The organism is Actinophytocola sp. (assembly GCF_035712165.1).
In the GTDB taxonomy this organism is placed as follows: Bacteria; Actinomycetota; Actinomycetes; order Mycobacteriales; family Pseudonocardiaceae; genus DASYTH01.
This window is the reverse complement of the sequence record NZ_DASTBH010000098.1, coordinates 1-19,715: the sequence shown is the minus strand read 5'-3', so window position 1 is coordinate 19,715 and position 19,715 is coordinate 1. Positions and strand designations below refer to the sequence as shown.

General features: G+C 70.8%; 21 protein-coding genes. 9 read left to right on the top strand and 12 right to left on the bottom strand.

What is annotated here, in order from left to right:
* The first annotated feature begins 25 nt into the window (after window positions 1-25).
* Window positions 26-1,723 (top strand): DEDD exonuclease domain-containing protein, encoded by a 1,698-nt coding sequence (locus VFO68_RS05140; protein WP_325156985.1) that lies wholly within the window; start codon window positions 26-28, stop codon window positions 1,721-1,723.
* A 7-nt stretch (window positions 1,724-1,730) separates the two neighbouring features.
* On the opposite strand, the gene VFO68_RS05135 is transcribed toward VFO68_RS05140, so the two are convergent.
* The 6 genes from VFO68_RS05135 to VFO68_RS05110 all read right to left on the bottom strand — a co-directional run bounded on the left by VFO68_RS05135 (window position 1,731) and on the right by VFO68_RS05110 (window position 8,063).
* Window positions 1,731-2,666 (bottom strand): superoxide dismutase, encoded by a 936-nt coding sequence (locus VFO68_RS05135; RefSeq protein ID WP_325156984.1) that lies wholly within the window; start codon window positions 2,664-2,666, stop codon window positions 1,731-1,733.
* A 181-nt stretch (window positions 2,667-2,847) separates the two neighbouring features.
* Window positions 2,848-3,840 (bottom strand): tat pathway signal sequence, encoded by a 993-nt coding sequence (locus VFO68_RS05130; RefSeq protein WP_325156983.1) that lies wholly within the window; start codon window positions 3,838-3,840, stop codon window positions 2,848-2,850.
* The gene (locus tag VFO68_RS05125) at window positions 3,837-5,507 is read right to left on the bottom strand and encodes a cytochrome bc complex cytochrome b subunit (protein ID WP_325156982.1); all 1,671 of its coding nucleotides are present in this window, start codon (window positions 5,505-5,507) and stop codon (window positions 3,837-3,839) included. The genes VFO68_RS05130 and VFO68_RS05125 overlap by 4 nt, the downstream gene beginning before the upstream one ends.
* Window positions 5,504-6,643: a ubiquinol-cytochrome c reductase iron-sulfur subunit gene (locus VFO68_RS05120; protein WP_325156981.1), complete on the bottom strand. Its 1,140-nt coding sequence runs from the start codon at window positions 6,641-6,643 to the stop codon at window positions 5,504-5,506. Before VFO68_RS05120 ends, VFO68_RS05125 begins: the two co-directional genes overlap by 4 nt.
* The gene (locus VFO68_RS05115) at window positions 6,640-7,440 is read right to left on the bottom strand and encodes a c-type cytochrome (RefSeq protein WP_414635463.1); all 801 of its coding nucleotides are present in this window, start codon (window positions 7,438-7,440) and stop codon (window positions 6,640-6,642) included. Before VFO68_RS05115 ends, VFO68_RS05120 begins: the two co-directional genes overlap by 4 nt.
* A 20-nt stretch (window positions 7,441-7,460) precedes the next feature.
* The gene (locus VFO68_RS05110; RefSeq protein ID WP_414635461.1) at window positions 7,461-8,063 is read right to left on the bottom strand and encodes a cytochrome c oxidase subunit 3; all 603 of its coding nucleotides are present in this window, start codon (window positions 8,061-8,063) and stop codon (window positions 7,461-7,463) included.
* Window positions 8,064-8,181: 118 nt separating this feature from the next.
* On the opposite strand from VFO68_RS05110, the gene VFO68_RS05105 reads away from it, so the two are divergent.
* Window positions 8,182-8,592 carry a hypothetical protein gene (locus VFO68_RS05105; RefSeq protein WP_325156979.1) on the top strand — a complete coding sequence of 137 codons (411 nt, stop codon included), beginning with the start codon at window positions 8,182-8,184 and terminating at the stop codon, window positions 8,590-8,592.
* The gene (trpD, locus tag VFO68_RS05100) at window positions 8,589-9,647 is read left to right on the top strand and encodes an anthranilate phosphoribosyltransferase (protein WP_414635460.1); all 1,059 of its coding nucleotides are present in this window, start codon (window positions 8,589-8,591) and stop codon (window positions 9,645-9,647) included. The genes VFO68_RS05105 and trpD overlap by 4 nt, the downstream gene beginning before the upstream one ends.
* A gap of 141 nt (window positions 9,648-9,788) precedes the next feature.
* Here the strand turns inward: trpD and VFO68_RS05095 are convergent, their stop codons facing one another.
* Entirely contained in the window at window positions 9,789-10,190 is a 402-nt protein-coding gene (locus tag VFO68_RS05095) for a cytochrome c oxidase subunit 4 (protein WP_325156978.1), read from the bottom strand.
* A gap of 31 nt (window positions 10,191-10,221) precedes the next feature.
* Window positions 10,222-11,166: a cytochrome c oxidase subunit II gene (locus tag VFO68_RS05090; RefSeq protein ID WP_325157003.1), complete on the bottom strand. Its 945-nt coding sequence runs from the start codon at window positions 11,164-11,166 to the stop codon at window positions 10,222-10,224.
* Window positions 11,167-11,303: 137 nt separating this feature from the next.
* On the opposite strand from VFO68_RS05090, the gene asnB reads away from it, so the two are divergent.
* On the top strand, window positions 11,304-13,232 hold the full coding sequence (asnB, locus tag VFO68_RS05085; protein WP_325157002.1) for an asparagine synthase (glutamine-hydrolyzing): 1,929 nt from the start codon (window positions 11,304-11,306) through the stop codon (window positions 13,230-13,232).
* An 8-nt stretch (window positions 13,233-13,240) separates the two neighbouring features.
* On the opposite strand, the gene VFO68_RS05080 is transcribed toward asnB, so the two are convergent.
* Complete coding sequence (locus VFO68_RS05080; protein ID WP_325156977.1) at window positions 13,241-14,176, bottom strand: carbohydrate kinase family protein; 936 nt, start codon at window positions 14,174-14,176, stop codon at window positions 13,241-13,243.
* A gap of 107 nt (window positions 14,177-14,283) precedes the next feature.
* Here VFO68_RS05080 and VFO68_RS05075 point away from each other — a divergent pair, with 107 nt between their 5' ends.
* A complete protein-coding gene (locus VFO68_RS05075) occupies window positions 14,284-14,454 on the top strand; it encodes a hypothetical protein (protein WP_325156976.1) in 171 nt (56 codons plus the stop codon).
* Window positions 14,455-14,516: 62 nt separating this feature from the next.
* On the opposite strand, the gene VFO68_RS05070 is transcribed toward VFO68_RS05075, so the two are convergent.
* Window positions 14,517-14,876 carry an iron-sulfur cluster assembly accessory protein gene (locus tag VFO68_RS05070; RefSeq protein ID WP_325156975.1) on the bottom strand — a complete coding sequence of 120 codons (360 nt, stop codon included), beginning with the start codon at window positions 14,874-14,876 and terminating at the stop codon, window positions 14,517-14,519.
* A gap of 142 nt (window positions 14,877-15,018) precedes the next feature.
* Complete coding sequence (locus tag VFO68_RS05065; protein WP_325156974.1) at window positions 15,019-16,128, bottom strand: glycerate kinase; 1,110 nt, start codon at window positions 16,126-16,128, stop codon at window positions 15,019-15,021.
* 58 nt (window positions 16,129-16,186) lie between these two features.
* On the opposite strand from VFO68_RS05065, the gene VFO68_RS05060 reads away from it, so the two are divergent.
* Window positions 16,187-16,840, top strand: a complete 654-nt coding sequence (locus tag VFO68_RS05060) for a DUF3043 domain-containing protein (RefSeq protein WP_325156973.1) — start codon at window positions 16,187-16,189, stop codon at window positions 16,838-16,840.
* Between the two features lie 41 nt (window positions 16,841-16,881).
* Window positions 16,882-17,862, top strand: a complete 981-nt coding sequence (locus VFO68_RS05055; protein WP_325156972.1) for an aldo/keto reductase family protein — start codon at window positions 16,882-16,884, stop codon at window positions 17,860-17,862.
* Here the strand turns inward: VFO68_RS05055 and VFO68_RS05050 are convergent.
* A complete protein-coding gene (locus tag VFO68_RS05050; RefSeq protein WP_325156971.1) occupies window positions 17,859-18,062 on the bottom strand; it encodes a hypothetical protein in 204 nt (67 codons plus the stop codon). The genes VFO68_RS05055 and VFO68_RS05050 overlap by 4 nt on opposite strands.
* A 23-nt stretch (window positions 18,063-18,085) precedes the next feature.
* Between VFO68_RS05050 and VFO68_RS05045 the strand changes: the two genes are divergently transcribed.
* Both VFO68_RS05045 and cobT read left to right on the top strand, forming a co-directional pair.
* Window positions 18,086-18,613 carry a bifunctional adenosylcobinamide kinase/adenosylcobinamide-phosphate guanylyltransferase gene (locus VFO68_RS05045; protein ID WP_325156970.1) on the top strand — a complete coding sequence of 176 codons (528 nt, stop codon included), beginning with the start codon at window positions 18,086-18,088 and terminating at the stop codon, window positions 18,611-18,613.
* Window positions 18,614-18,629: 16 nt separating this feature from the next.
* Entirely contained in the window at window positions 18,630-19,670 is a 1,041-nt protein-coding gene (gene cobT, locus VFO68_RS05040; RefSeq protein ID WP_325157001.1) for a nicotinate-nucleotide--dimethylbenzimidazole phosphoribosyltransferase, read from the top strand.
* The last annotated feature ends 45 nt before the right edge of the window (window positions 19,671-19,715 follow it).

The following is a 19,715-nucleotide window of genomic DNA, read 5'->3' as shown; positions in this document are numbered from 1 at the left end:
GTGGGCTGGCCTAGCCTGCGCGCTGATGAGCACCGTCCCCTCGGCCCGAAGTCAGCTCAGTTTCGACGAGCTGGGCACTCCGCTGCGCACCACCACGTTCGTGGTGTTCGACCTGGAGACCACCGGCGGCAGCGCCGAGGCCGACACGATCACCGAGTTCGGCGCGGTCAAGGTGCGCGGCGGAGAGGTGCTCGGCGAGTTCGCCACCCTGGTCGACCCGGGACGCGGCATCCCGCCGGAGGTCGTCTCGCTGACCGGCATCACCAACGCGATGGTGTGCGTCGCGCCTCGGCTGGAGCAGGTGCTGCCGGCGTTCCTGGAGTTCGCCGCCGGTTCGGTGCTGGTCGCGCACAACTCCGGGTTCGACATCGGCTTCCTGCGCAGGGCGTGCCAGCAGCTCGGCTACCCCTGGCCCAAGCCGGCGGTGGTGTGCACGGTGCGGCTGGCCCGGCGGGTGCTCAGCCGGGAGGAGGCGCCGACCTGCCGGCTGGCCGCGCTGGCCGGGTTGTTCCGGTCGGCCACCACCCCGGTGCACCGGGCCCTGCCGGACGCCCAGGCCACCGTCGACGTGCTGCACGCGCTGCTGGAGCGGGTCGGCTCGCTCGGCGTGCACACCCTGGAGGAGTTGCTCGACTACATCCCGGACGTCACCCCCGAGCAGCGCCGCAAGCGGGCGATGGCCCGGCATCTGCCGCACGAGCCGGGGGTGTACCTGTTCCGCGGCCCCGGCGACGAGGTGCTCTACGTGGGGACCGCCTCGGACCTGCGCCGCCGGGTCCGGCAGTACTTCACGGCCAGTGAGACCCGCAGGCGGCTGCGCGAGATGGTGCGGCTCGCGGTCCGGGTCGACTCGGTCACCTGCGCGCACCCGCTGGAGGCCGAGGTGCGCGAGTTGCGGCTGCTGGCCGCGCACAAGCCGATGTACAACCGGCGGTCGAAGAATCCCCGGCAGTCCTGGTGGGTCACGCTGACCGACGAGGCCTTCCCCCGGCTGTCGGTGGTGCGGGTGCCGAGGGACGGCGCGCTCGGGCCGTTCCGCTCGCCGAAGCTGGCCGAGGAGGCCGCCCTCGCCCTGCAGGACGCGACCGGGATCCGGCCGTGCACCCAGCGCATCTCCGCGCGCAAGCCGAGCGGCCGGCCGTGCGCGCTGGCCGAGCTGGGCCGGTGCGGGGCGCCCTGCGCCGGCCGGCAGACCGTCGCGGAGTACCGGCCGATCGTGGACACGATCAGCCTGCTGGTGGCCGGTCAGCGGCCGGATCCGTTGCACCACCTCGCCGGCCGGCTGGCCGCGCTGGCCCGGGAGGGCCGCTACGAACAGGCGATCTTCAACCGGGACCGGATGCGCACTTTGATCCGCGTGCTGGACCGTGGCCAGCGGCTGGCCGCGCTGGCCGCCGTCGCCGAACTGGTGGCCGCCCGGCCGGACTCGGCCGGGGGCTGGGAGTTCGCGGTGGTCCGGCACGGGCGGCTGGCCTCCGCCGGCGTCGCCCGCCGGGGCGTGGCGCCGATGCCGGTGGTGGACGCTCTCGTCGCCACTGCCGAGACCGTGCTCCCCAGCCCGGGCCCGCTGCGCGGCGCCCCGGCCGAGGAGGTCAGCACGGTCCTGCGTTGGCTGGACCGCCCCGGCACCCGCATGGTCCGCTGCTCCCAACCCTGGACCGAGCCCGCCCACTGCGCCGCGAGTTGGCGCCCCTGGCTGGAACGGGCGGACTCGGCCACCTGATCCGGGGTCAGCGGTTGATGGCGACGGCGTTGTAGGGAGTGGTGGGGGTCGGCGGCGTGCTGAACCGGGCGTTGGGGAGGTAGAGGCGGTTGCCGAAGGCGGCCACCGTGGTGGGGATGTCGAAGCGGGGGTCGGTGAGGCGTTCCTGGAGACGGCCGCTGCTGCCGGTGCGGTCCAGGCGGAACACCGAGACCCGGTTGAGCTGGTTCTGCACGACGAACAGCGTGCGGCCGTCGACGAGCAGGCCGTCGCCGTTGGTCAGGAGCTCGCCGGCCAGATCCACGGTGCGAGCCACGCCGGTGCGCGGGTCGACCCGGAACAGCAGGCCGGTGGCGGACTGGACGATCAGCAGCGCACGGCCGTCCGGGGTGCGCGCGATGCCGTTGGCGTTGAAGCCGGCCACGTGCACGTAGTCGCCGGACAGCGGGAGCCGGATCACGTCGGCCTGACCGGGCACGCCATGGCGACGGCGCGGCACCCCGAACAGGAACGGGTTGTTGGAGTCGGTGAACCAGGCGACGGCGGGGGTGAGCACGACGTCGTTGATGAACGTGGGGGCGACCGAGAACGTGTAGGTGGCCAGGATGGTGCCGCTGCGCAGGTCGATGAGCCGCGCGTTGCCGGCCGGGCCACCCGAGACGTAGATCCGGCGCTCGTCGGTCTTCAGGCCGACCGACGGGGTTCCCGGGCCGGCACTGACGTCGCGGCCGACGCCGGTGACCAGGTTGACCCGGTGGATCCGGCCGTCGGCCCGGGAGCCGAAGTAGGCGAACGGTCCCGGCCCGATCGCGATGCCCTCCGGGAGGAAACCGTTGGGCAGCGGGAACTCCGTGGGGAAGGCACGCGAGCCGTCCGCCGATGCGGTCCCGGTCAGGGCGGACGAGGTGGCCAGTGCGGTTGGCACGGCCACGGCGGCGGTCAGGAGCGTACGGCGACGGAACATGGTCGGAAATCCTCCGCTCTGCTGTTTCGACGAGGGGCGTCCTCGCCAAGGGACACTACGACCGGAGATCCGATTTGGTTCGATCCTTTTTGTCCACAATGGACATTCAAGGGTGCCGAGGCGGCAACTCACGTGCTGGAACCGGGAACTCGCGGGGTGGTCGACGAAAACCCTTGGGGGGTCAGGCGCGGCCGGCCAGGATGATCCGGGCCACCTCGCTGACGGTGGCCTTGCCGGCGTCGTAACCGCCCTTGCCGCGCAGGTTGTTCATGACGGCCAGGGTGTAGCGCTCCCCCGGCCCGGCGAAGCCGACCGTGTTCATCACCCAGCCGCCCTGCTCCGACGACCAGCCGTTCTTGTTGCCGGGCGCCGCGGCCGGGCCGGCGGCCCACACCCCCCACTGCTGGTTGGGCGCCACGCCGCGCATCTGCCCGACGATGTAGTTCCGCAGGTCGGCCGGCAACCTGCCGAGCACGTAGTTGACCAGCCGGTCCAGGTCGTCGGCCGTGCACTTCTGGAAACCCCAGTATGGGTAGAACTCGGTGAACCCGCGCTGCGGGGCCAGCGAGGTCATCCCGTAGCCGGGAAAGGCGTTGTTGTACGCCAGATGGTCGGCGCCGGCGTACTGGAACCACAGCGTGTCCGCGGCGTTGTCGTCCGAGCTGTGCAGCATGGCCTGGATCAGCCCGCGGTCCGCCGCGCTGAGCGTGATCGCGCCGGACTTGTCCCTCAGCAACAGGTCCACGGTCATGGCGAGCTTGATGGTCGACGCGGTCCAGGTCAGGTCACCGGCGTGGTCGTTGCGCCACACCGCGCCGGTCTGCCGGTCGCGCAGCACGATGCCCACCGTGCCGGGCCGCTTGGCCACGTAGGCCGTCGCGCTGGCGAACCGGCGCTGGAAGTCGCAGTCGAACCCGGACTTCGGCAGCGGGCACTCGGCGGCCGGCGGCGGGGCCGGCGCCGCCGGAACCGACGACGCCGGGGCGCTCGGCGGTGGGACGGACACCGCCGTGGCCGGTGCCGCCGAGGAGACCTCCGGCGGCATCGACATCAGCGGTGCGGGCGCCATGTGCGCCGACGCGGGCGTCGAACCGCACCCGGCAACGCCCAGCAGCGCCGCTGCCAGGATCGCGTGCCGGATTCGGGAACCGGGCGCCCGCCGGGCCGGACTCAACCCAGCGGCTTCCGTTCCGGCTCCTCGGACGTCGCCAGCTCGGTGCCGGCGGCATCGGCCGGATCGATCGCCCCGTGCTCGGCGGCCCGGGCCCTGGCCAGCGCGGCCGTCTCCTCGACCGGGTCCGGCCGCAGCAGCGAACCGGCCACCGGCTCGCCGGCCGTGCCGAGCTTGTTCATCTTCTTCGGCACCGGCGCGCCCTGGTACTCCAGCGCGACCGGGTGGCCGTGGTCGTCCACCGGCCCGAGCGGCTGGTGGATCTCGATGAACTCACCGTGCGGCAGGCGCTTGATGATGCCGGTCTCCACGCCGTGCTCGAGCACGGCCCGGTCGGAGCGCTGCAGGCCGAGGCACAGCCGGTAGGTGAGGTAGTAGGCGATCGGCGGCAGCACCAGCAGACCGATCCGGCCCATCCACGTGGTCGCGTTCAGCGAGATGTGGAACTTGTCGGCCAGCACGTCGTTGGCCGCGGACAGCAGCGTCACCATGAAGAACGTGATCGCCATGGCGCCCAGGCTGGTGCGCACCGGCACGTCCCGCGGCCGCTGCAGCAGGTTGTGGTGCGCGGTGTCCTTGGTGAAATGTCGCTCGATCCACGGATAGACCATGGCTATCGGGATCAGCAACGGCAGACCCATCATGAACGGGAAGAACGCCGCCGGGATGGTGTAGTTGCCGAGGTAGACCTCCCAGGCCGGCCACAACCGGATCAGCCCGTCGGTCCAGCCCATGTACCAGTCCGGCACGGTGCCGGCGGAGATGTGCGCCGGGTTGAACGGCCCGAAGTTCCAGATCGGGTTGATCTGGAACAACCCGCCGAGCAGTGCCGTCACGCCGATCACGATCGCGGTGAACGCGCCGCCCTTGAGGGCGAACACCGGCATGATCCGCACGCCGACGACGTTGGTCTCCTTGCGCCGCACACCCGGGAACTGGGTGTGCTTCTGGTACCACACCAACCCCACGTGCAGGCCGATCAGCGCCAGCAGGATGCCCGGGATCAACAGGATGTGGGCGGTGTAGAGCCGCGGGATGATCTCGGTGCCGGGGAACTCGGAGCCGAACAGCAGCCAGTGCGTCCAGGTGCCGATCACCGGGATCGACAGGATCAGCCCGGACATGATCCGCAGGCCGGCACCGGACAGCAGGTCGTCGGGCAGCGAGTAGCCGGCGAAGCCCTCGGTGGCGCCCAGCGCGAAGAGGATCACGCCGATCACCCAGTTGACCTCGCGGGGCCGGCGGAAGGCTCCGGTGAAGAAGGTCCGGAACATGTGCACCACGATCGCGGCCATGAACAGCAGCGCCGACCAGTGGTGCACCTGGCGCACGAACAGACCGCCGCGCACGTCGAAGGAGATGAACAGGGTCGACTCGTAGGCCCTGGTCATCTCCAGGCCGCGCAGGTTCTCGAAGCTGCCGTTGTAGGTGACCTCGGCCATCGACGGGTCGAAGAACAGCGCCAGATAGGTGCCGGACAGCAGCAGCACGATGAAGCTGTACAGCGCGATCTCACCGAGCAGGAACGACCAGTGCGTCGGGAAGACCTTGTTGAGCTGTTTGCGTACCCCGCCGGCCAGGTGGTACCGGTCGTCGGTCCACTTGGCCGCACCGGCGGCGAGCCGGTCGGCCATGCTGGTCGGCTTCGTGGGCGTGGTGAGTCCGCTCATGACTTGCGCTCCCAGAATGCCGGTCCCACCGCTTCAATGAAATCATGCAGCGCGTAGAAGTAGCCAGTCTCCGGATCGACATCGATCGGTAGCTGGGCGAGCTTGCGGGTGGCCGGCCCGAAGATCGGCTTGGCGTACTCCAACGCATCGAACTGGGACTGGTGGCACGGGCAGAGGATCCGGTTGGTCCGCTGCTCGAACAGCGAGGTGGGGCAGCCCAGGTGGCTGCAGATCTTGGTGTAGGCGTAGAAGTCGCCGTAGTTGTAGTCTTCCTGGCCGCGGTGCTTGATCACCCGAGCGGCGTCCTCGGGACGCAGCCGGATCAGCATCACCGGGTTGTCCGACCGGCGCAGCGCCTCGGACAGCGCCGCGTGGTCGCCGCGCTCGGACTCCCGGAACGGGAACACCGTCTCCATCGAGCCCGCGTCCAGGTCCTCCGGCCGGACCAGGACGACCTCCTCCGGGTCGCCGGTGGCCCGGCGCAGGAAGACCTTCTCGTCGCTGCCCGGCTCGGACATCCAGCCGGTGTGCCACAACCCGTCCGGGTTGGTGGACTGGGCGTGCGGGTTGCGCAGCAGGCCGCCGAGCACGAACACGCCGACGCCCGCGCCCATGATCCCGGCGCCGGCCCCGGCGCTGCGCTTGATCAGCGAGCGGCGGGCGATGGTGCTGCGGTTCCCGGCGTCGGCGAGCTGCGCCAGGATCGTCTTCTTGTCCAGCTCGGCGGAACCGCCGTCGTGCCGCTGCTGCACCGCGATCTCGTGCGGGACGAACTTCCGGGTGTAGTTGATCACACCAAGGCCGATGCCCAGGATCGACAGACCCAGCGTGAGGCCGAGCAGCGGGGTGAACAGGTAGTACGCCTGGAACCCCTCGTCCGTCGGCTGCACGTACTTGGCCGGCCAGAAGATGAACACACCGAGGAAGGCGAGCCCGGCCAGCGCGGACACGATGAACCAGAACGCGACCTGACGCTCGGCCCGGCGCTCCGCCCTGGTTCCCTTGACCGGCCACGGATCCGGGTACTCGACCAGCTCGACCTCGTCGATCTTGCCGCCGAGCCGGACCAGATCGTCCCGCCCCATGTCGGAGAGCTCAGCCTCGGTCGGCAGCTCCGGCTTGTCCCCCCCACTCATGCCTTCGCTCCAATCCAGAGTGTGATGCCGATCAGCGCCGCCATACCCACGATGAACGCGATCAGACCCTCGGACTGCGGTCCCAGGCCGCCGATCGGCTCACCGCCGGGGTTGTTGTTCCCGTTGGTCACCGAGTTGACGTAGGCGATGATGTCCTTCTTCTCCTCGGGTGAGAGCTGCCGCTCGGAGAACCGCGGCATGCTCTCCGGGCCGGACAGCATGGCCGCGTACATCACGTCCTCGGAGATGTTGTCCAGGTCCGGGGCGAACTTCCCGGACGAGAGCGCACCGCCGCGGCCGGTGAAGTTGTGGCACGAGGCGCAGTTGAGCCGGAACAGCTCGCCGCCGCGGGCGGAGTTGGTACCGACCAGCTCTTCGCCGTGCTCCTCGGGCATCGTCGTGCCGCCGCCGCGCGACTGCACGAACGCCATCAGCTTCTCGATCTCGTCGGTGCTGAGCACCCGGGGCTTCTCGTCCATCTGCGCGCCCTGCTGCACCGCGGGCATCCGGCCGGTCTCGGTCTGGAAGTACACCGAGGCCTCGCCGACCCCGATCAGGCTCGGTCCGCGGCCGTTCTCGCCCTCCAGGTTGGCGCCGTGGCAGGTGATGCAGGTGTTGTTGTAGATCTGCTCGCCCTCACGCACCGCGACCGGGTCCTGCTGCGCCTGCGCGGTCTGCGGATCGGGCAGCACCAGGCTGTACAACACGCCCATCCCGATCAACGCGACGGCCAGCGCCAGAAGGCCGGCGACGCGGCGGTGCAGCTTCGATCGGCTCCGTAGCCGCTTGCTGATCATCTGAGTGGCAACCCTCGTGGTCACGGGATGAAGTAGATGACGGTGAACAGGCCGATCCAGACGACGTCCACGAAGTGCCAGTAGTACGACACCACGATCGCCGAGGTGGCCTGAGCGGGCGTGAACTTGCTCAGCTTGGTGCGGATCAGCAGGAAGACGAACGCGACGAGCCCGCCGGTCACGTGCAAACCGTGGAACCCGGTGGTCAGGTAGAAGACCGTGCCGTAGGCCGAGGACGGGATCGTGGTCCCCTCCTCGATCAGGCTGCGGTACTCGTTGGCCTGGCCGAGCACGAAGATCGTGCCCATCACCAGGGTCAGCAGGTACCACCTGCGCAGTCCGAACACGTCACCCTTCTCCGCCGCGAACACACCCATCTGACAGGTGAAGGACGAGGCGACCAGGATGATCGTGACGACCAGGGCGTACGGAACGTTGAGCTCGGTGGGCTCCGGCGGCCAGTGCTCCGTGTCGTTCTGCGCCTTGACCGTGAAGAACATCGCGAACAGGCCGGCGAAGAACATCAGCTCACTGGACAGCCAGATGATCGTGCCCACGCTGACCATGTTCGGCCGGTTCAGCGAGTGCACCCGCTGGCTGATGGAAGGCGCTGCGGTCGTCACGCGGGCATTATGTCGTGCGGTGATCCCACTCGCCTGTTCGGGTCCACGGCGGGTCGCGGGGTTGCCTCGATACCATTTGAGGCCTCCAACCTGGTCGATTGCCAGAAGGGCGCGCACCGTGAGCACGCAGCCGTTGAAGATCCTCGTCTACAGCCACCGGCCGAACATTCGAGAGGCGATCATCACAGCCGTGGGCCGGCGGCCCGCTCCGGACATCGGCCGGGTGGACTTCGTCGAGGCGGCCACCGTCGCCGAGGTTCTGATGACCATGGACGCGGGCGGGACCGACCTGGCGATTCTGGACGGCGAGGCGCAGCCGACCGGCGGTATCGGCCTGTGCCGGCAGCTCAAGAACGAGATCACCGACGTCTGCCCGATCGTCATCGCGGTACGGCGCAAGGACGACCGCTGGCTCGCGACCTGGTCGCAGGCCGACGCGGTGATGGTCTACCCGCTCGACCCGCTGGCCGCGGCGGAGACCGTCGCCGACGTGCTGCGGGCCAAGCGGCTCCCGGTCGTCCGGGGATGACCGCGGTGGACGCCCGGACCTGGCCGAGCCTGCTGCACCGGCTGGTCGGCCGGCAGGACCTGGCCCAGGAGGACACCTCCTGGGCGATGAACGAGATCATGTCGGGCAACGCGACGCCGGCTCAGATCGGCGCGTTCGCGGTGGCCCTGCGGTCCAAGGGCGAGACCGCGGCCGAGGTGGCCGGCCTGGCCGAGGCGATGCTGAGCCACGCCTTACGGGTGCGGATCGACGGGCCAGCGGCCGACGTGGTGGGCACCGGCGGGGACCAGTCCGGCACGGTGAACATCTCCACCATGAGCGCCCTGGTCACGGCCGCCGCCGGGGTGCCGGTGATCAAGCACGGCAACCGGGCGGCGTCGTCGCAGTGCGGATCGGCCGACGTGCTGGAGGCACTCGGCGTGACCATCACCCTAGGTCCGGAGGCGGTGCGCAGCAGCGTGGCGGAGCTGGGCATCGGGTTCTGCTTCGCCATGGCCTTCCATCCGGCGCTGCGGCACGCCGGGCCGACCCGGCGCGAGATCGGCATCCCGACCACGTTCAACGTGCTCGGGCCGCTGACCAACCCGGCCCAGCCGACCGCGGGTCTGGTGGGCTGCGCCAACGCCCGGCTGGCGCCGATCATGGCCGAGGTGCTGGCCGGGCGCGGCTTCTCGATGCTGGTGGTGCGCGGCGACGACGGCCTCGACGAGATCTCCCCGACCACGACCACGCAGGTGTGGGCGGTCGCGAACGGCTCGGTGCGCCCGGACAGGATCGACCCGCGCCGGTTGGGCATCACCCTGTGCTCGCCGGACGACCTGATCGGCGGCGACGCCGCGGCCAACGCGGCGGCGGTACACCGGGTGCTGTCCGGGACGCCGGGCCCGGTACGGGACACGGTGCTGATCAACGCCGCCGCGGCGATCGCCGCGTTCCGGGGACTCTCCGACGACCTGCACGCCGACCTGGCCGCCGCCATGGAATCGGCCGCGACCGCCATCGACTCCGGAGCGGCCGCCGAGCTGCTCGCCCGCTGGGTAACCAGATCCGCCGAACTAGCAGTCCCGCCACGCTAGTCCGCCTCTCCGGAATTTTGATGCGGTGGTTGCGTACCGGGGAACGGTGCGGGCAGCTGGTGGATTGTGGCTGGTGCCGTCACGGTCCCCTGAGGTGCGGTCCCGTCGCTCCGGAATTTTGGGTGCGGGTGGGGGTTCGCTCTACTCGGTGACGTTCGGGCGGGTGTGGTACTCGAAGATGAGGCCACCGACGGTGAGCAGCAGCAGTACGACACCGATCACCAGCAGCCACACCTGCCAGAAGGCCATGGCCAGGGCGCACAGCGCGGCGGACGCCGCCACGCCCACCGGCCAGTAGCTGCCGGGGCTGAAGAAGCCCAGTTCGCCCGCGCCGTCGCTGATCTCGGCGTCCGGGTCGTCCTCGGCGCGCTGCTGGGTGCGCCGGGCCACGAAGTGGAAGTACGAACCGATGATCATCGAGAGCCCGGCGGACAGGATCAGCCCGATCAGACCGACCGGTTCCTTGGCCCAGAAGCCGTACACGATCGCCGACACGATGAAGAACGCGGTCGTGATGTCGAAGAGCCTGGCCTCGACCTTCATGTCGCTGAGAATCCCTTTCCGAAGGCCGCGCTCAGCGCGACGTGTTCCGCTTCGTGTCGAACGGCTTGGTCGTGGTGGCCAGCGGCGAGCACAGCGACCCACAGCTCGGGTCGCTGGCCTGCATCTCGGCCAGCGCCTCGGCGGCCGTGTAGGCCTCACCCGTCTGTGGGTTCTCCCGCTGCCGCAGGCTCATGTACCGGTCGAACCGGTCCGGGTTGAGCGCGCGGATCTCGAAGTTCATCGCCGAGTGGTAGATGCCGCACAGCTCGGCGCACCGGCCGACGAACGCGCCCTCCCGGTCGATGCTGTTCTCGAACGAGGAGTCCTGGTTGTTCTTCTCCGGATGCGGGAACACGTCGCGCTTGAAGTTGAACTCCGGCACGAAGAACGAGTGGATGACGTCGCGGGCCCGCAGGTTGTAGTGGATCGTCTTGCCGGTCGGCAGCACGAGCAGCGGGATCTCGTCCGACGAGCCGACGGTGCGGACCACCTCGCCGTCCGGGGTCTTGCTGCCCTGGTAGGCGAACTCCCAGTTCCACTGGAACCCGGTGACGTCCACGGTCACGTCCACGTCCTGCGGGTCGGCCTTGGCCAGCACGTAGTTCTGCGTGGTGACCGTGAAGTAGAACAGGATCACGACCGCGATCGCGGGAAGGCCGGTGTAGAACACCTCGAGGAAGTGGTTGTACTGGAACTGCCGGGGCAGCGCGTCGCCCTTGCGGCGGTGCGCGACCACGGGCCAGAGGATCAGTGCCCACACGAGCACGCCGACCACCAGGGCAGCGACCACGGACCAGGTCCAGAACACCTGCATCCGTTCACCCTGTGGGGTGACCGCCTCGGGCCAGCCGAACCGGAGCACCTCCTCGCCCGAGCACCCGGTCGCCGTGAGGGCCACCAGCCCGACCAGTCCGCCGACCCGCGCCAGGCGGCCGAGCGCGGATGTCCCGCGAGAGGGCGCCGGGGTGCGCACCATGGGCACGGTTTCTCCTCCTCAGGTCCCAGATGATCCAGGGCGGAGCCTACCGAGCGGGAGGTGCCTGCCGCCCTTCGGGGCGTGCCGGCAATACTGGGACGAACCGGTGCGTGGCGAACGAGAGGTACGACAACAGCGTGTGTGGTCTGCTTGGGCTGGTCTGTCCCTCCGAGTTGGACGCGGCGTCGGTCCGCTCCGCCGTCAGCTCGTCCATGCGCTGCCAACGCCACCGTGGCCCGGACGAGTCCGGGACCTGGGCGGGCGGCGAGGCCGTGTTCGGCTTCAACCGGCTGTCGATCATCGACATCGAGCGGTCCCACCAGCCGCTGCGCTGGGGTCCCCCGGAGTCTCCCGAGCGGTACGCGATCCTGTTCAACGGCGAGATCTACAACTACCTGGAGCTGCGCAAGGAGCTCACCGACCTGCACTGCGCCCAGTTCAACACCGACGGCGACACCGAGGCCGTGGTGGCCGCCTACCACTACCTGGGCCCGGCCGCGGTCGGCAAGCTGCGCGGCATGTTCGCGTTCCTGATCTGGGACACCGAGCGCGGCGAGCTGTTCGGCGCCCGTGACCCGTTCGGGATCAAGCCGCTGTTCTACGCCAGCGGGCCGGGCGGGGTGGCGTTCTCCAGCGAGAAGAAGTCCCTGCTCGAGCTCGCGGCCACGCTGGGCATCAGCACCGAGGTGGACCGCACCGCGCTGCAGCACTACCTGGTGCTGCAGTACGTGCCGGAGCCGGAGTCGCTGCACACCATGATCCGCCGGATCGAGTCCGGCACCTGCTTCACCGTCACCCCCGGCGAGCAGCCGGTGATCAAGCGGTACTTCACGCCCCGGTTCAGCTCGCGCACCGTGGCCGGCACCGGCGACGCCGAACGGCTCTACGACGAGATCGCCGACGTGCTGCGCGACTCGGTGGCCAAGCACATGCGCGCCGACGTCACGGTGGGCTCGTTCCTGTCCGGCGGCATCGACTCCACCGCCATCGCGGCGCTGGCCCGGCTGCACAACCCGAACCTGATCACGTTCACCACCGGGTTCGAGCGCGAGGGCTACTCCGAGGTGGACGTGGCCGCGGAGTCCGCCGCCGCGCTCGGTGTCCGGCACGTCGTGCGCACGGTGAGCCCCGAGGAGATGATGGCGGCGCTGCCGCTGATCGTCTGGTACCTGGACGACCCGGTGGCCGACCCGGCGCTGGTGCCGCTGTGGTTCATCGCCCGCGAGGCGCGCAAGCACGTCAAGGTGGTGCTGTCCGGTGAGGGCGCCGACGAGCTGTTCGGCGGGTACACGATCTACCGCGAGCCGCTGTCGCTGCGCCCGTTCGAGCGGGTGCCCGGCGCGCTGCGCAAGGCCATGGGCAGGGTGTCCAGCGCGATCCCGGAGGGCACCCGGGGCAAGGACCTGCTGCGCCGCGGCTCGCTGTCGCTCGAGCAGCGCTACTACGGCAACGCCCGGATCTTCCGGGACGACCAGCTGCGGTCCGTGCTGCACACGTTCGACCCGGCGGTCGGGCACGCCGACGTCACCGCCGGGCCGTACCGGGACTCGCAGAGCTGGGACCCGGTCACCCGGATGCAGCACGTCGACCTGTTCACCTGGCTGCGCGGCGACATCCTGGTGAAGGCCGACAAGATGACCATGGCCAACTCGCTGGAGCTGCGGGTGCCGTTCCTGGACCCCGAGGTGTTCCGGATCGCGTCCCAGATCCCGCTGGAGCAGAAGATCACCAGGGAGACCACGAAGTTCGCGCTGCGCCAGGCGTTGCGGGAGATCGTGCCCGGTCATGTGCTCAACCGGCGCAAGCTCGGCTTCCCGGTGCCGATCCGGCTGTGGCTGCGCGAGGAGATGTACGACTGGGCGCGCGACATCGTGGTCAAGTCCCAGACCGACGCGGAGCTCGACCGCAACGCCGTGCTGCGGCTGCTGGAGGAACACCGGGCCGGCACCCTCGACCACAGCCGGCGGATCTGGGCCCTGCTGGTGTTCATGCTCTGGCACGGGATCTTCGTCGAGGGCCGGATCACGCCGGAGATCCCCGAGCCGCACTACCCGGTCAAGCTCTGACCGCTGGGCTAGCCGGGGAGGATCGCGCCGATCTGGGCGGCGGCGTCGGGTCCGTAGGCGCCGCCGATCCGGGCGATCATCTCGGCCCGGTCGTACTGCCACTCCTGCGGTCCGACCGTCTCCAGCACCAGCACGGCGATCATCGAGCCGAGCTGGGCGCAGCGCTCCAGGTTGAGCCCCTTGGTCAGCCCGGCCACGAACCCGGCCCGGAAGCCGTCCCCGACGCCGGTCGGGTCGGCCTTGGCCTTCTCCGGCACCGCGGCCACGTGGATCGAGTCGCCGTTGGACGACACGATCTCCACGCCCTTCTCGCCGAGCGTGGTGATCCGCATGCCGACCCGGCCGAGCACCTCGGCCTCGGACCAGCCGGTCTTGCGGAGCAGCAGGTTCCACTCGTAGTCGTTGGAGAACAGGTAGTTCGCCCCGGTGACGAACGCGCGGATCTGCTCGCCGTCCATCCGGGCCAGCTGCTGCGACGGGTCCACCGCGAAGGGATAACCGCGCTGGCGGCACTCCTCGGCGCGGCGCAGCATGCCCTCCGGGTCGTCGGGGCTGACCACCACCAGGTCCAGGCCCCCGGCCGCCCGCGCCACCGGCTCCAGCTCGATGAGCCGCGACTCGGCCATGGCACCTGCGTAGAAGGTGGCGATCTGGCACATGTCGTCATCGGTGGTGCAGACGAACCGGGCGGTGTGCGCCACCTCGGAGATCCGCACGCCCGAGCAGTTCACCCCGTGCCGCTCCAGCCAGGACCGGTAGTCGGCGAAGTCCTCCCCGGCGGAGCCGACCAGGATCGGGTCGCAACCCAGCACCGCCATCCCGAAGGCGATGTTCGGGCCGATCCCGCCCCGGCGAACCACCAGGTCGTCGACCAGAAAGCTGAGCGAGACCCGGTGCAGCTGTTCGGCGACCAGCTGGTCGGCGAACCGCCCCGGGAAATGCATCAGATGGTCGGTGGCAATGCTTCCGGAAACCGCTACAGGCACGAGACCCGACCTTACCTGCTGCCCGGGGCTGTGCAGACAGTGTCTTAGGTCCTACGGTCAGCAATGTGCATTCGTCAGAACCCGAGTCACTCGCCGAGCTGATCGCCGACTGTGCGGACATTCCCAGGTCGCTGCGCACCGAACCCCCGCAGCTCCCGCCGCCGAGGGCGCCGCTGCCGTGGGAGGTCGACGACACCTGCCTGGCCCAGGTCGACGACCTGGACGAGTACGTGTGACCAGCAAGACAGCAGAGGGGCCGCGACCCGCCGGTCGCGACCCCTCGACAGGCTGATCTGGGTCAGTGGAACGAGTCACCGCACGCGCACGAGCCCGTGGCGTTCGGGTTGTCGATGGTGAAGCCCTGCTTCTCGATCGAGTCGACGAAGTCGATGGTGGCGCCCTGCACGTAGGGGGCGCTCATCCGGTCGACGGCCACCCGCAGCCCGTTGAAGTCACGGAACAGGTCGCCGTCGAGGGTGCGCTCGTCGAAGAACAGCTGGTAGCGCAGGCCCGCACAGCCGCCGGGCTGGACGGCGATGCGCAGGTGCATGTCGTCGCGGCCCTCCTGGTCGAGCAGCGCCTTCGCCTTGGTGGCGGCGGCCTCGGTCACCTCGACACCGTGGGTGGCCGGCTCGGTCTCCTGCTTCGCGGCGGTCATGGTTCTCCCTCGAGATTCGCTACTTACCGGCACAACCGGAATCGTTCGCGGTTTGTTCCTATGGTGTCACATTCGGTCCGAACCGCTGTGGAGGGACGCTTGAGCAGGCGTGATCCTCCGCACACGGGGACATTCGCTGCGCCTAGCTCCGCCATTCACCCGCCACCTGGGCGGCCAACGCCGACAGCGTGCCGGCCGGGTCGGCCAGTGCGGCCTGCACCGAACCGGTGTGCTCGGCCACCGAGTAGGCCCGCTCCACCCCGGCCGCGGCCGCCTGCCGGCGCCCCACCGAGACCTGCCCGGCCAGCGCCAGGCACGGCAGTCCCCGCTCGGCCGCCGCGGCGGCGACGCTGGTGACCAGCTTGCCGTGCAGCGACTGCCAGTCGAAGCTGCCCTCCCCGGTGATCACCAGCTCGACGCCGTCCATGGTCGGGCCCAGCCCGGTCAGCCGGCGCACCAGCCCCGCCCCGGACTCGAGCTCTGCGCCCAGCGCGAGCAGGGCGGCCCCGAGGCCGCCGGCCGCGCCGGCGCCCGGGGTGTCCCGCACGTCCCGCCCGACCGACTCGGCCAGCACGTCGGCCCAGCGCGTCATGGCCCGCTCGAGCCGGCGCACCGCCAGCTCGTCGGCGCCCTTCTGCGGGCCGAACGTTCGGGCCGCGCCCAACTCGCCGAGCAGCGGGTTCTGCACGTCGGAGGCGGCGACCAGCCGAAGGTCGCCGAGCTCGGGGCTGCCGGACAGCCGCGCGCAGTCCGCCAGCGGCCCGCCGCCCGGCGGCAGCACGTTGCCGGCCTCGTCCACCGGGATCGCCCCGAGCGCCCGGAGCAGGCCCGAGCCGCCGTCGGTGCTCGCCGAGCCGCCCAGCCCGACCACGACGGTCCGCGCTCCGGCGTCCCGCGCCTCCCGGACCAGTTCGCCGACCCCGATCGTGGTCGCTGCCAGCGCCCGGCGGTCCGCGGGCGGCACCAGGTGCAGCCCGCAGGCCTGCGCGCACTCGACGTACGCGGTCCCCTCGTGCTCCAGCCAGAACGCCGACACGTAGCGGTCCAACGGACCGGACACCGACGCGTGCCGCAACCGCCCGCCGAGCGAGTGGTGCAGCACGTCGACGAACCCGGGTCCGCCGTCGGCCTGCGGGCACAGCACCAGATCGTCGCCGGGAGCCACCGAACGCCAGCCGCTCGCGATGGCCACGGCCGCCTCGGTGGCGCTCAGCGTCCCGCCGAAGCAGTCGGGAGCGATCAGGACCCGCATGAACCGCAGAGTAGCCGTGGCCGTGGCCGCCTCACCCGGCATGACTACGCTGGCTGCCGTGAGATTTCTGCGCCGCAACACCGCCGAGAGCACCGAGGCCGCCGAGGACACCGACCCGCGCGCCGACGATCTCACCGGTGCGTCCAAGGGCCATACGCCGGCCAAGGGGCGCCCGACGCCGAAGCGCCGCGAGGCCGAGTCCCGCAAGCGCGGACCGGTGCCGGCGCCGCCCCGCACCACCCGCGAGGCGATGCGCCGCTCGCGGGGCAGCAAGGAGCAGCGCAAGGAGATCGCCGCCAAGCGCCGGGAGATCCGGACCTCGCAGCGCCAGCGGATGATGGCCGGCGACGAGAAGTACCTGCCGGCCCGCGACCGCGGCCCGGTGAAGGGCTACGCCCGGGACCTGGTCGACTCCCGCCGCCACCTGCTCGGGCTGTTCATGCCGCTGGCCGTCGTGGTGTTCGCCTCACTGCTCGCCCCGTCCCCGACGCTGCAGAGCTACGCCACCCTGCTGTGCCTGGTGATGCTGGTCGCGATGATCATCGAAGGGGTGTTCAACGGCCGCCGGATCGCCCGGCTGGCCAGGGCGAAGTTCCCCAAGGAGACGATCAGCGGGCTCTCGATCGGCTGGTACTCCTTCATCCGCGCCACGCAGCTGCGCAAGCTGCGCATCCCCAAGCCGCGCGTCCAGCCGGGGGACAAGGTCGCCTGAGGTGGTTAGCCCGGCGAACGAGCCGGCGCTAGGTTGAGCGCATGGAGTTTCGTCGCCTCGGCCGCAGCGGCCTGTCCGTCAGCGAGATCTCGTACGGCAACTGGATCACCCACGGTTCCCAGGTCGAGGAGGAGCAGGCGCACGCGTGCGTGCGGGCCGCACTCGACTCGGGCATCACCACCTTCGACACCGCCGACGTCTACGCCAACACCAAGGCCGAGGAGGTGCTCGGCCGGGCCTTGGCCGGACAGCGCCGGGAGAGCCTGGAGATCTTCACCAAGGTGTACTGGCCGACCGGCCCGGGCGGTCCGAACGACAAGGGCCTGGGCCGCAAGCACATCATGGAGTCGGCCAACGCCTCGCTGCGCCGGCTGAAGACCGACTACGTCGACCTCTACCAGGCGCACCGCTTCGACAGCAGCGTCCCGCTCGAGGAGACCATGCTCGCCTTCGCCGACCTGGTGCGGGCCGGAAAGGTGCTCTACATCGGCGTCTCGGAGTGGAAGGCCGACCAGATCAGCCGCGGCGCCGCGCTGGCCCGCGAGCTGAAGGTCCCGTTCGTGTCCAACCAGCCGCAGTACTCGATGCTGTGGCGGGTGATCGAGTCGCAGGTGGTCCCGACCTGCGAGCGCGAGGGGATGAGCCAGATCGTCTGGTCGCCGATCGCCCAGGGCGTGCTCACCGGCAAGTACCTGCCGGGCCAGGCGCCGCCCGCCGGGTCCCGGGCCACCGACGAGCAGGGCAAGAACTTCATCGCCCGGCTGATGCGCGACGACGTGCTCGAGCGGGTCCAGCAGCTCAAGCCGATCGCCGAGGACGTCGGGCTGTCCATGGCCCAGCTCGCGATCGCCTGGGTGCTGCAGAACCCGAACGTGGCTTCGGCGATCATCGGCGCCACCCGGCCGGAGCAGGTCACCGAGAACGTCAAGGCGGCCGGCGTCCGGCTCGACGCGGAGGTGCTCGACCGGATCGACAAGGTGCTGGACGGCATCGTCCAGGACGACCCGCGCCTCGGCGGTTAAGTGCTCGGCGGGTGCAGGCTCATCGGGCCGTACACCACCTCGCCCGCGTGCAGCAGGGTCACCTCGCCGATGCCGCCGTCGAGCAGGTCCGGCCAGTTCGCGGACAGCCAGTCCTCGGCCGCCGACCGGTCGGCGAACGCCACCTCGGGGCCGGGCACGTCCGCGCCGGTACCGTCCGCGTAGCGCCACCGGAAGTCCATGCCGGACAAGGTAGCGTGCGGCCGTGCGGACTCTGGTGCTCGGCGGCGCGCGGTCCGGCAAGTCCGCGCATGCCGAAGGGTTGCTCGGCGCCGGACCGGCCACCTACGTGGCGACGGGCCGGCGTGACCCCGGTGACGCCGACTGGTCTGCCCGGATCGCGGCGCACGCCGCCCGCCGGCCGGCCGCCTGGCACACCGTCGAGTCCGACCCGGTCGCGCTGCTGTGCGCGGCCGGGCCGGACGACCCGCCGATCCTGGTCGACGACATCGCCACCTGGCTGACCGGCGTGCTGGACGACACCGGCGGCTGGACCGGCTCCCCCGGCGCTGCCCGGCAGGCCGGTGCGCGGCTGGTCGAGGCGGCCGGGAACTGCCGGACCGACCTGGTGCTGGTATCCGCGGAGGTCGGCCTGGGCGTGGTCCCGCAGACCCGCTCTGGCAGGCTCTTCCGCGACGAGCTCGGCGCGCTCAACGCGGCCCTCGCCGAGGCCTGCACGGACGTTGTGCTGCTGGTCGCGGGCATTCCGATGCGCCTGAAACCTGGGAGGTAAACGCGTGGCCGACGAGATGGAGCCCTTCGCCGCGGTCGTGCCACCGGACGAGATGGTCCGGCGGGCCGCGCTGGACCGGCACGAGCAGCTCACCAAGCCGGCCGGCTCGCTCGGCCGGCTGGAGGAGTTAGGCGCGTGGGTCGCGGCCTGCCAGGGCCAGTGCCCGCCGCTGCCGCTCACCCGGCCCCGCGTGGTGATCTTCGCCGGGGACCACGGCATCGCGGCGCGCGGGGTCTCGGCCTACCCGAGCGAGGTGACCGGCCAGATGGTGGCGAACTTCCTGGCCGGCGGCGCCGCGATCAACGTGCTGGCCGCGACCGCCGGCGCCGGCGTGCGCGTGGTGGACATGTCGGTGAGCTCCGAGACACCGGCCGAGGTGGCGAAGTTCAAGGTGCGCCGGGGAAGCGGCTCGATCGACACCGAGGACGCGTTGACCGCCGACGAGGTTCGCGCGGCGCTCGCGGCCGGCCGGGCGGTGGCCGACGAGGAGGTCGACAGCGGCGCGGACCTGCTGGTGGCCGGCGACATGGGCATCGGCAACACGACCCCGGCCGCGGTGCTGGTCGCCGCCGTCACCGGCGCCGAGCCGGTGACCGTGATCGGCCGGGGCACCGGGATCGACGACGCCGGCTGGATGCGCAAGGCGGCCGCGGTGCGCGACGCGTTGCGCCGGGCGCGCCGGGTGCGGAACGACCCGGTGGCGCTGCTGCGCACCGTGGCCGGCGCCGACCTGGCGGCGGTGACCGGATTCCTCGCCCAGGCCGCGGTGCGGCGCACCCCGGTGCTGCTGGACGGGTTGATCGTCGGGGCGGCCGCGCTGATCGCCGAGGAACTCGCCCCCGGCGCCAGCGCGTGGTGGGTCGCCGCGCACCGCTCGGTGGAGCCCGCACACACCATGGTGCTCGAGCAGCTGGACCTGAAACCGTTGCTGGAAATGGACATGCGGCTCGGTGAAGGGTCCGGCGCAGCCGCCGCGATCCCGCTCGTGTCGATGGCGGTGCGGGTGCTGGCGGAGATGGCCACGTTCGCCGACGCGGGTGTCACGGGCCCGGCGTGAAGCTGGCCCTGTCCTGGCTGACCGTCCTTCCGGCGCGTCCGGACC

What these genes read in the sequence shown, in the direction of transcription:
- VFO68_RS05140 (WP_325156985.1), top strand. Translation starts at nt 26, where the DNA reads ATGAGCACCGTCCCCTCGGCCCGAAGTCAGCTCAGTTTCGACGAGCTG.
- VFO68_RS05135 (WP_325156984.1), bottom strand. Translation starts at nt 2,666, where the DNA reads ATGTTCCGTCGCCGTACGCTCCTGACCGCCGCCGTGGCCGTGCCAACC.
- VFO68_RS05125 (WP_325156982.1), bottom strand. Translation starts at nt 5,507, where the DNA reads ATGAGCGGACTCACCACGCCCACGAAGCCGACCAGCATGGCCGACCGG.
- VFO68_RS05120 (WP_325156981.1), bottom strand. Translation starts at nt 6,643, where the DNA reads ATGAGTGGGGGGGACAAGCCGGAGCTGCCGACCGAGGCTGAGCTCTCC.
- VFO68_RS05115 (WP_414635463.1), bottom strand. Translation starts at nt 7,440, where the DNA reads ATGATCAGCAAGCGGCTACGGAGCCGATCGAAGCTGCACCGCCGCGTC.
- trpD (WP_414635460.1), top strand. Translation starts at nt 8,589, where the DNA reads ATGACCGCGGTGGACGCCCGGACCTGGCCGAGCCTGCTGCACCGGCTG.
- VFO68_RS05095 (WP_325156978.1), bottom strand. Translation starts at nt 10,190, where the DNA reads ATGAAGGTCGAGGCCAGGCTCTTCGACATCACGACCGCGTTCTTCATC.
- VFO68_RS05090 (WP_325157003.1), bottom strand. Translation starts at nt 11,166, where the DNA reads ATGGTGCGCACCCCGGCGCCCTCTCGCGGGACATCCGCGCTCGGCCGC.
- VFO68_RS05080 (WP_325156977.1), bottom strand. Translation starts at nt 14,176, where the DNA reads ATGCATTTCCCGGGGCGGTTCGCCGACCAGCTGGTCGCCGAACAGCTG.
- VFO68_RS05070 (WP_325156975.1), bottom strand. Translation starts at nt 14,876, where the DNA reads ATGACCGCCGCGAAGCAGGAGACCGAGCCGGCCACCCACGGTGTCGAG.
- VFO68_RS05065 (WP_325156974.1), bottom strand. Translation starts at nt 16,128, where the DNA reads ATGCGGGTCCTGATCGCTCCCGACTGCTTCGGCGGGACGCTGAGCGCC.
- VFO68_RS05055 (WP_325156972.1), top strand. Translation starts at nt 16,882, where the DNA reads ATGGAGTTTCGTCGCCTCGGCCGCAGCGGCCTGTCCGTCAGCGAGATC.
- VFO68_RS05050 (WP_325156971.1), bottom strand. Translation starts at nt 18,062, where the DNA reads ATGGACTTCCGGTGGCGCTACGCGGACGGTACCGGCGCGGACGTGCCC.
- cobT (WP_325157001.1), top strand. Translation starts at nt 18,630, where the DNA reads ATGGAGCCCTTCGCCGCGGTCGTGCCACCGGACGAGATGGTCCGGCGG.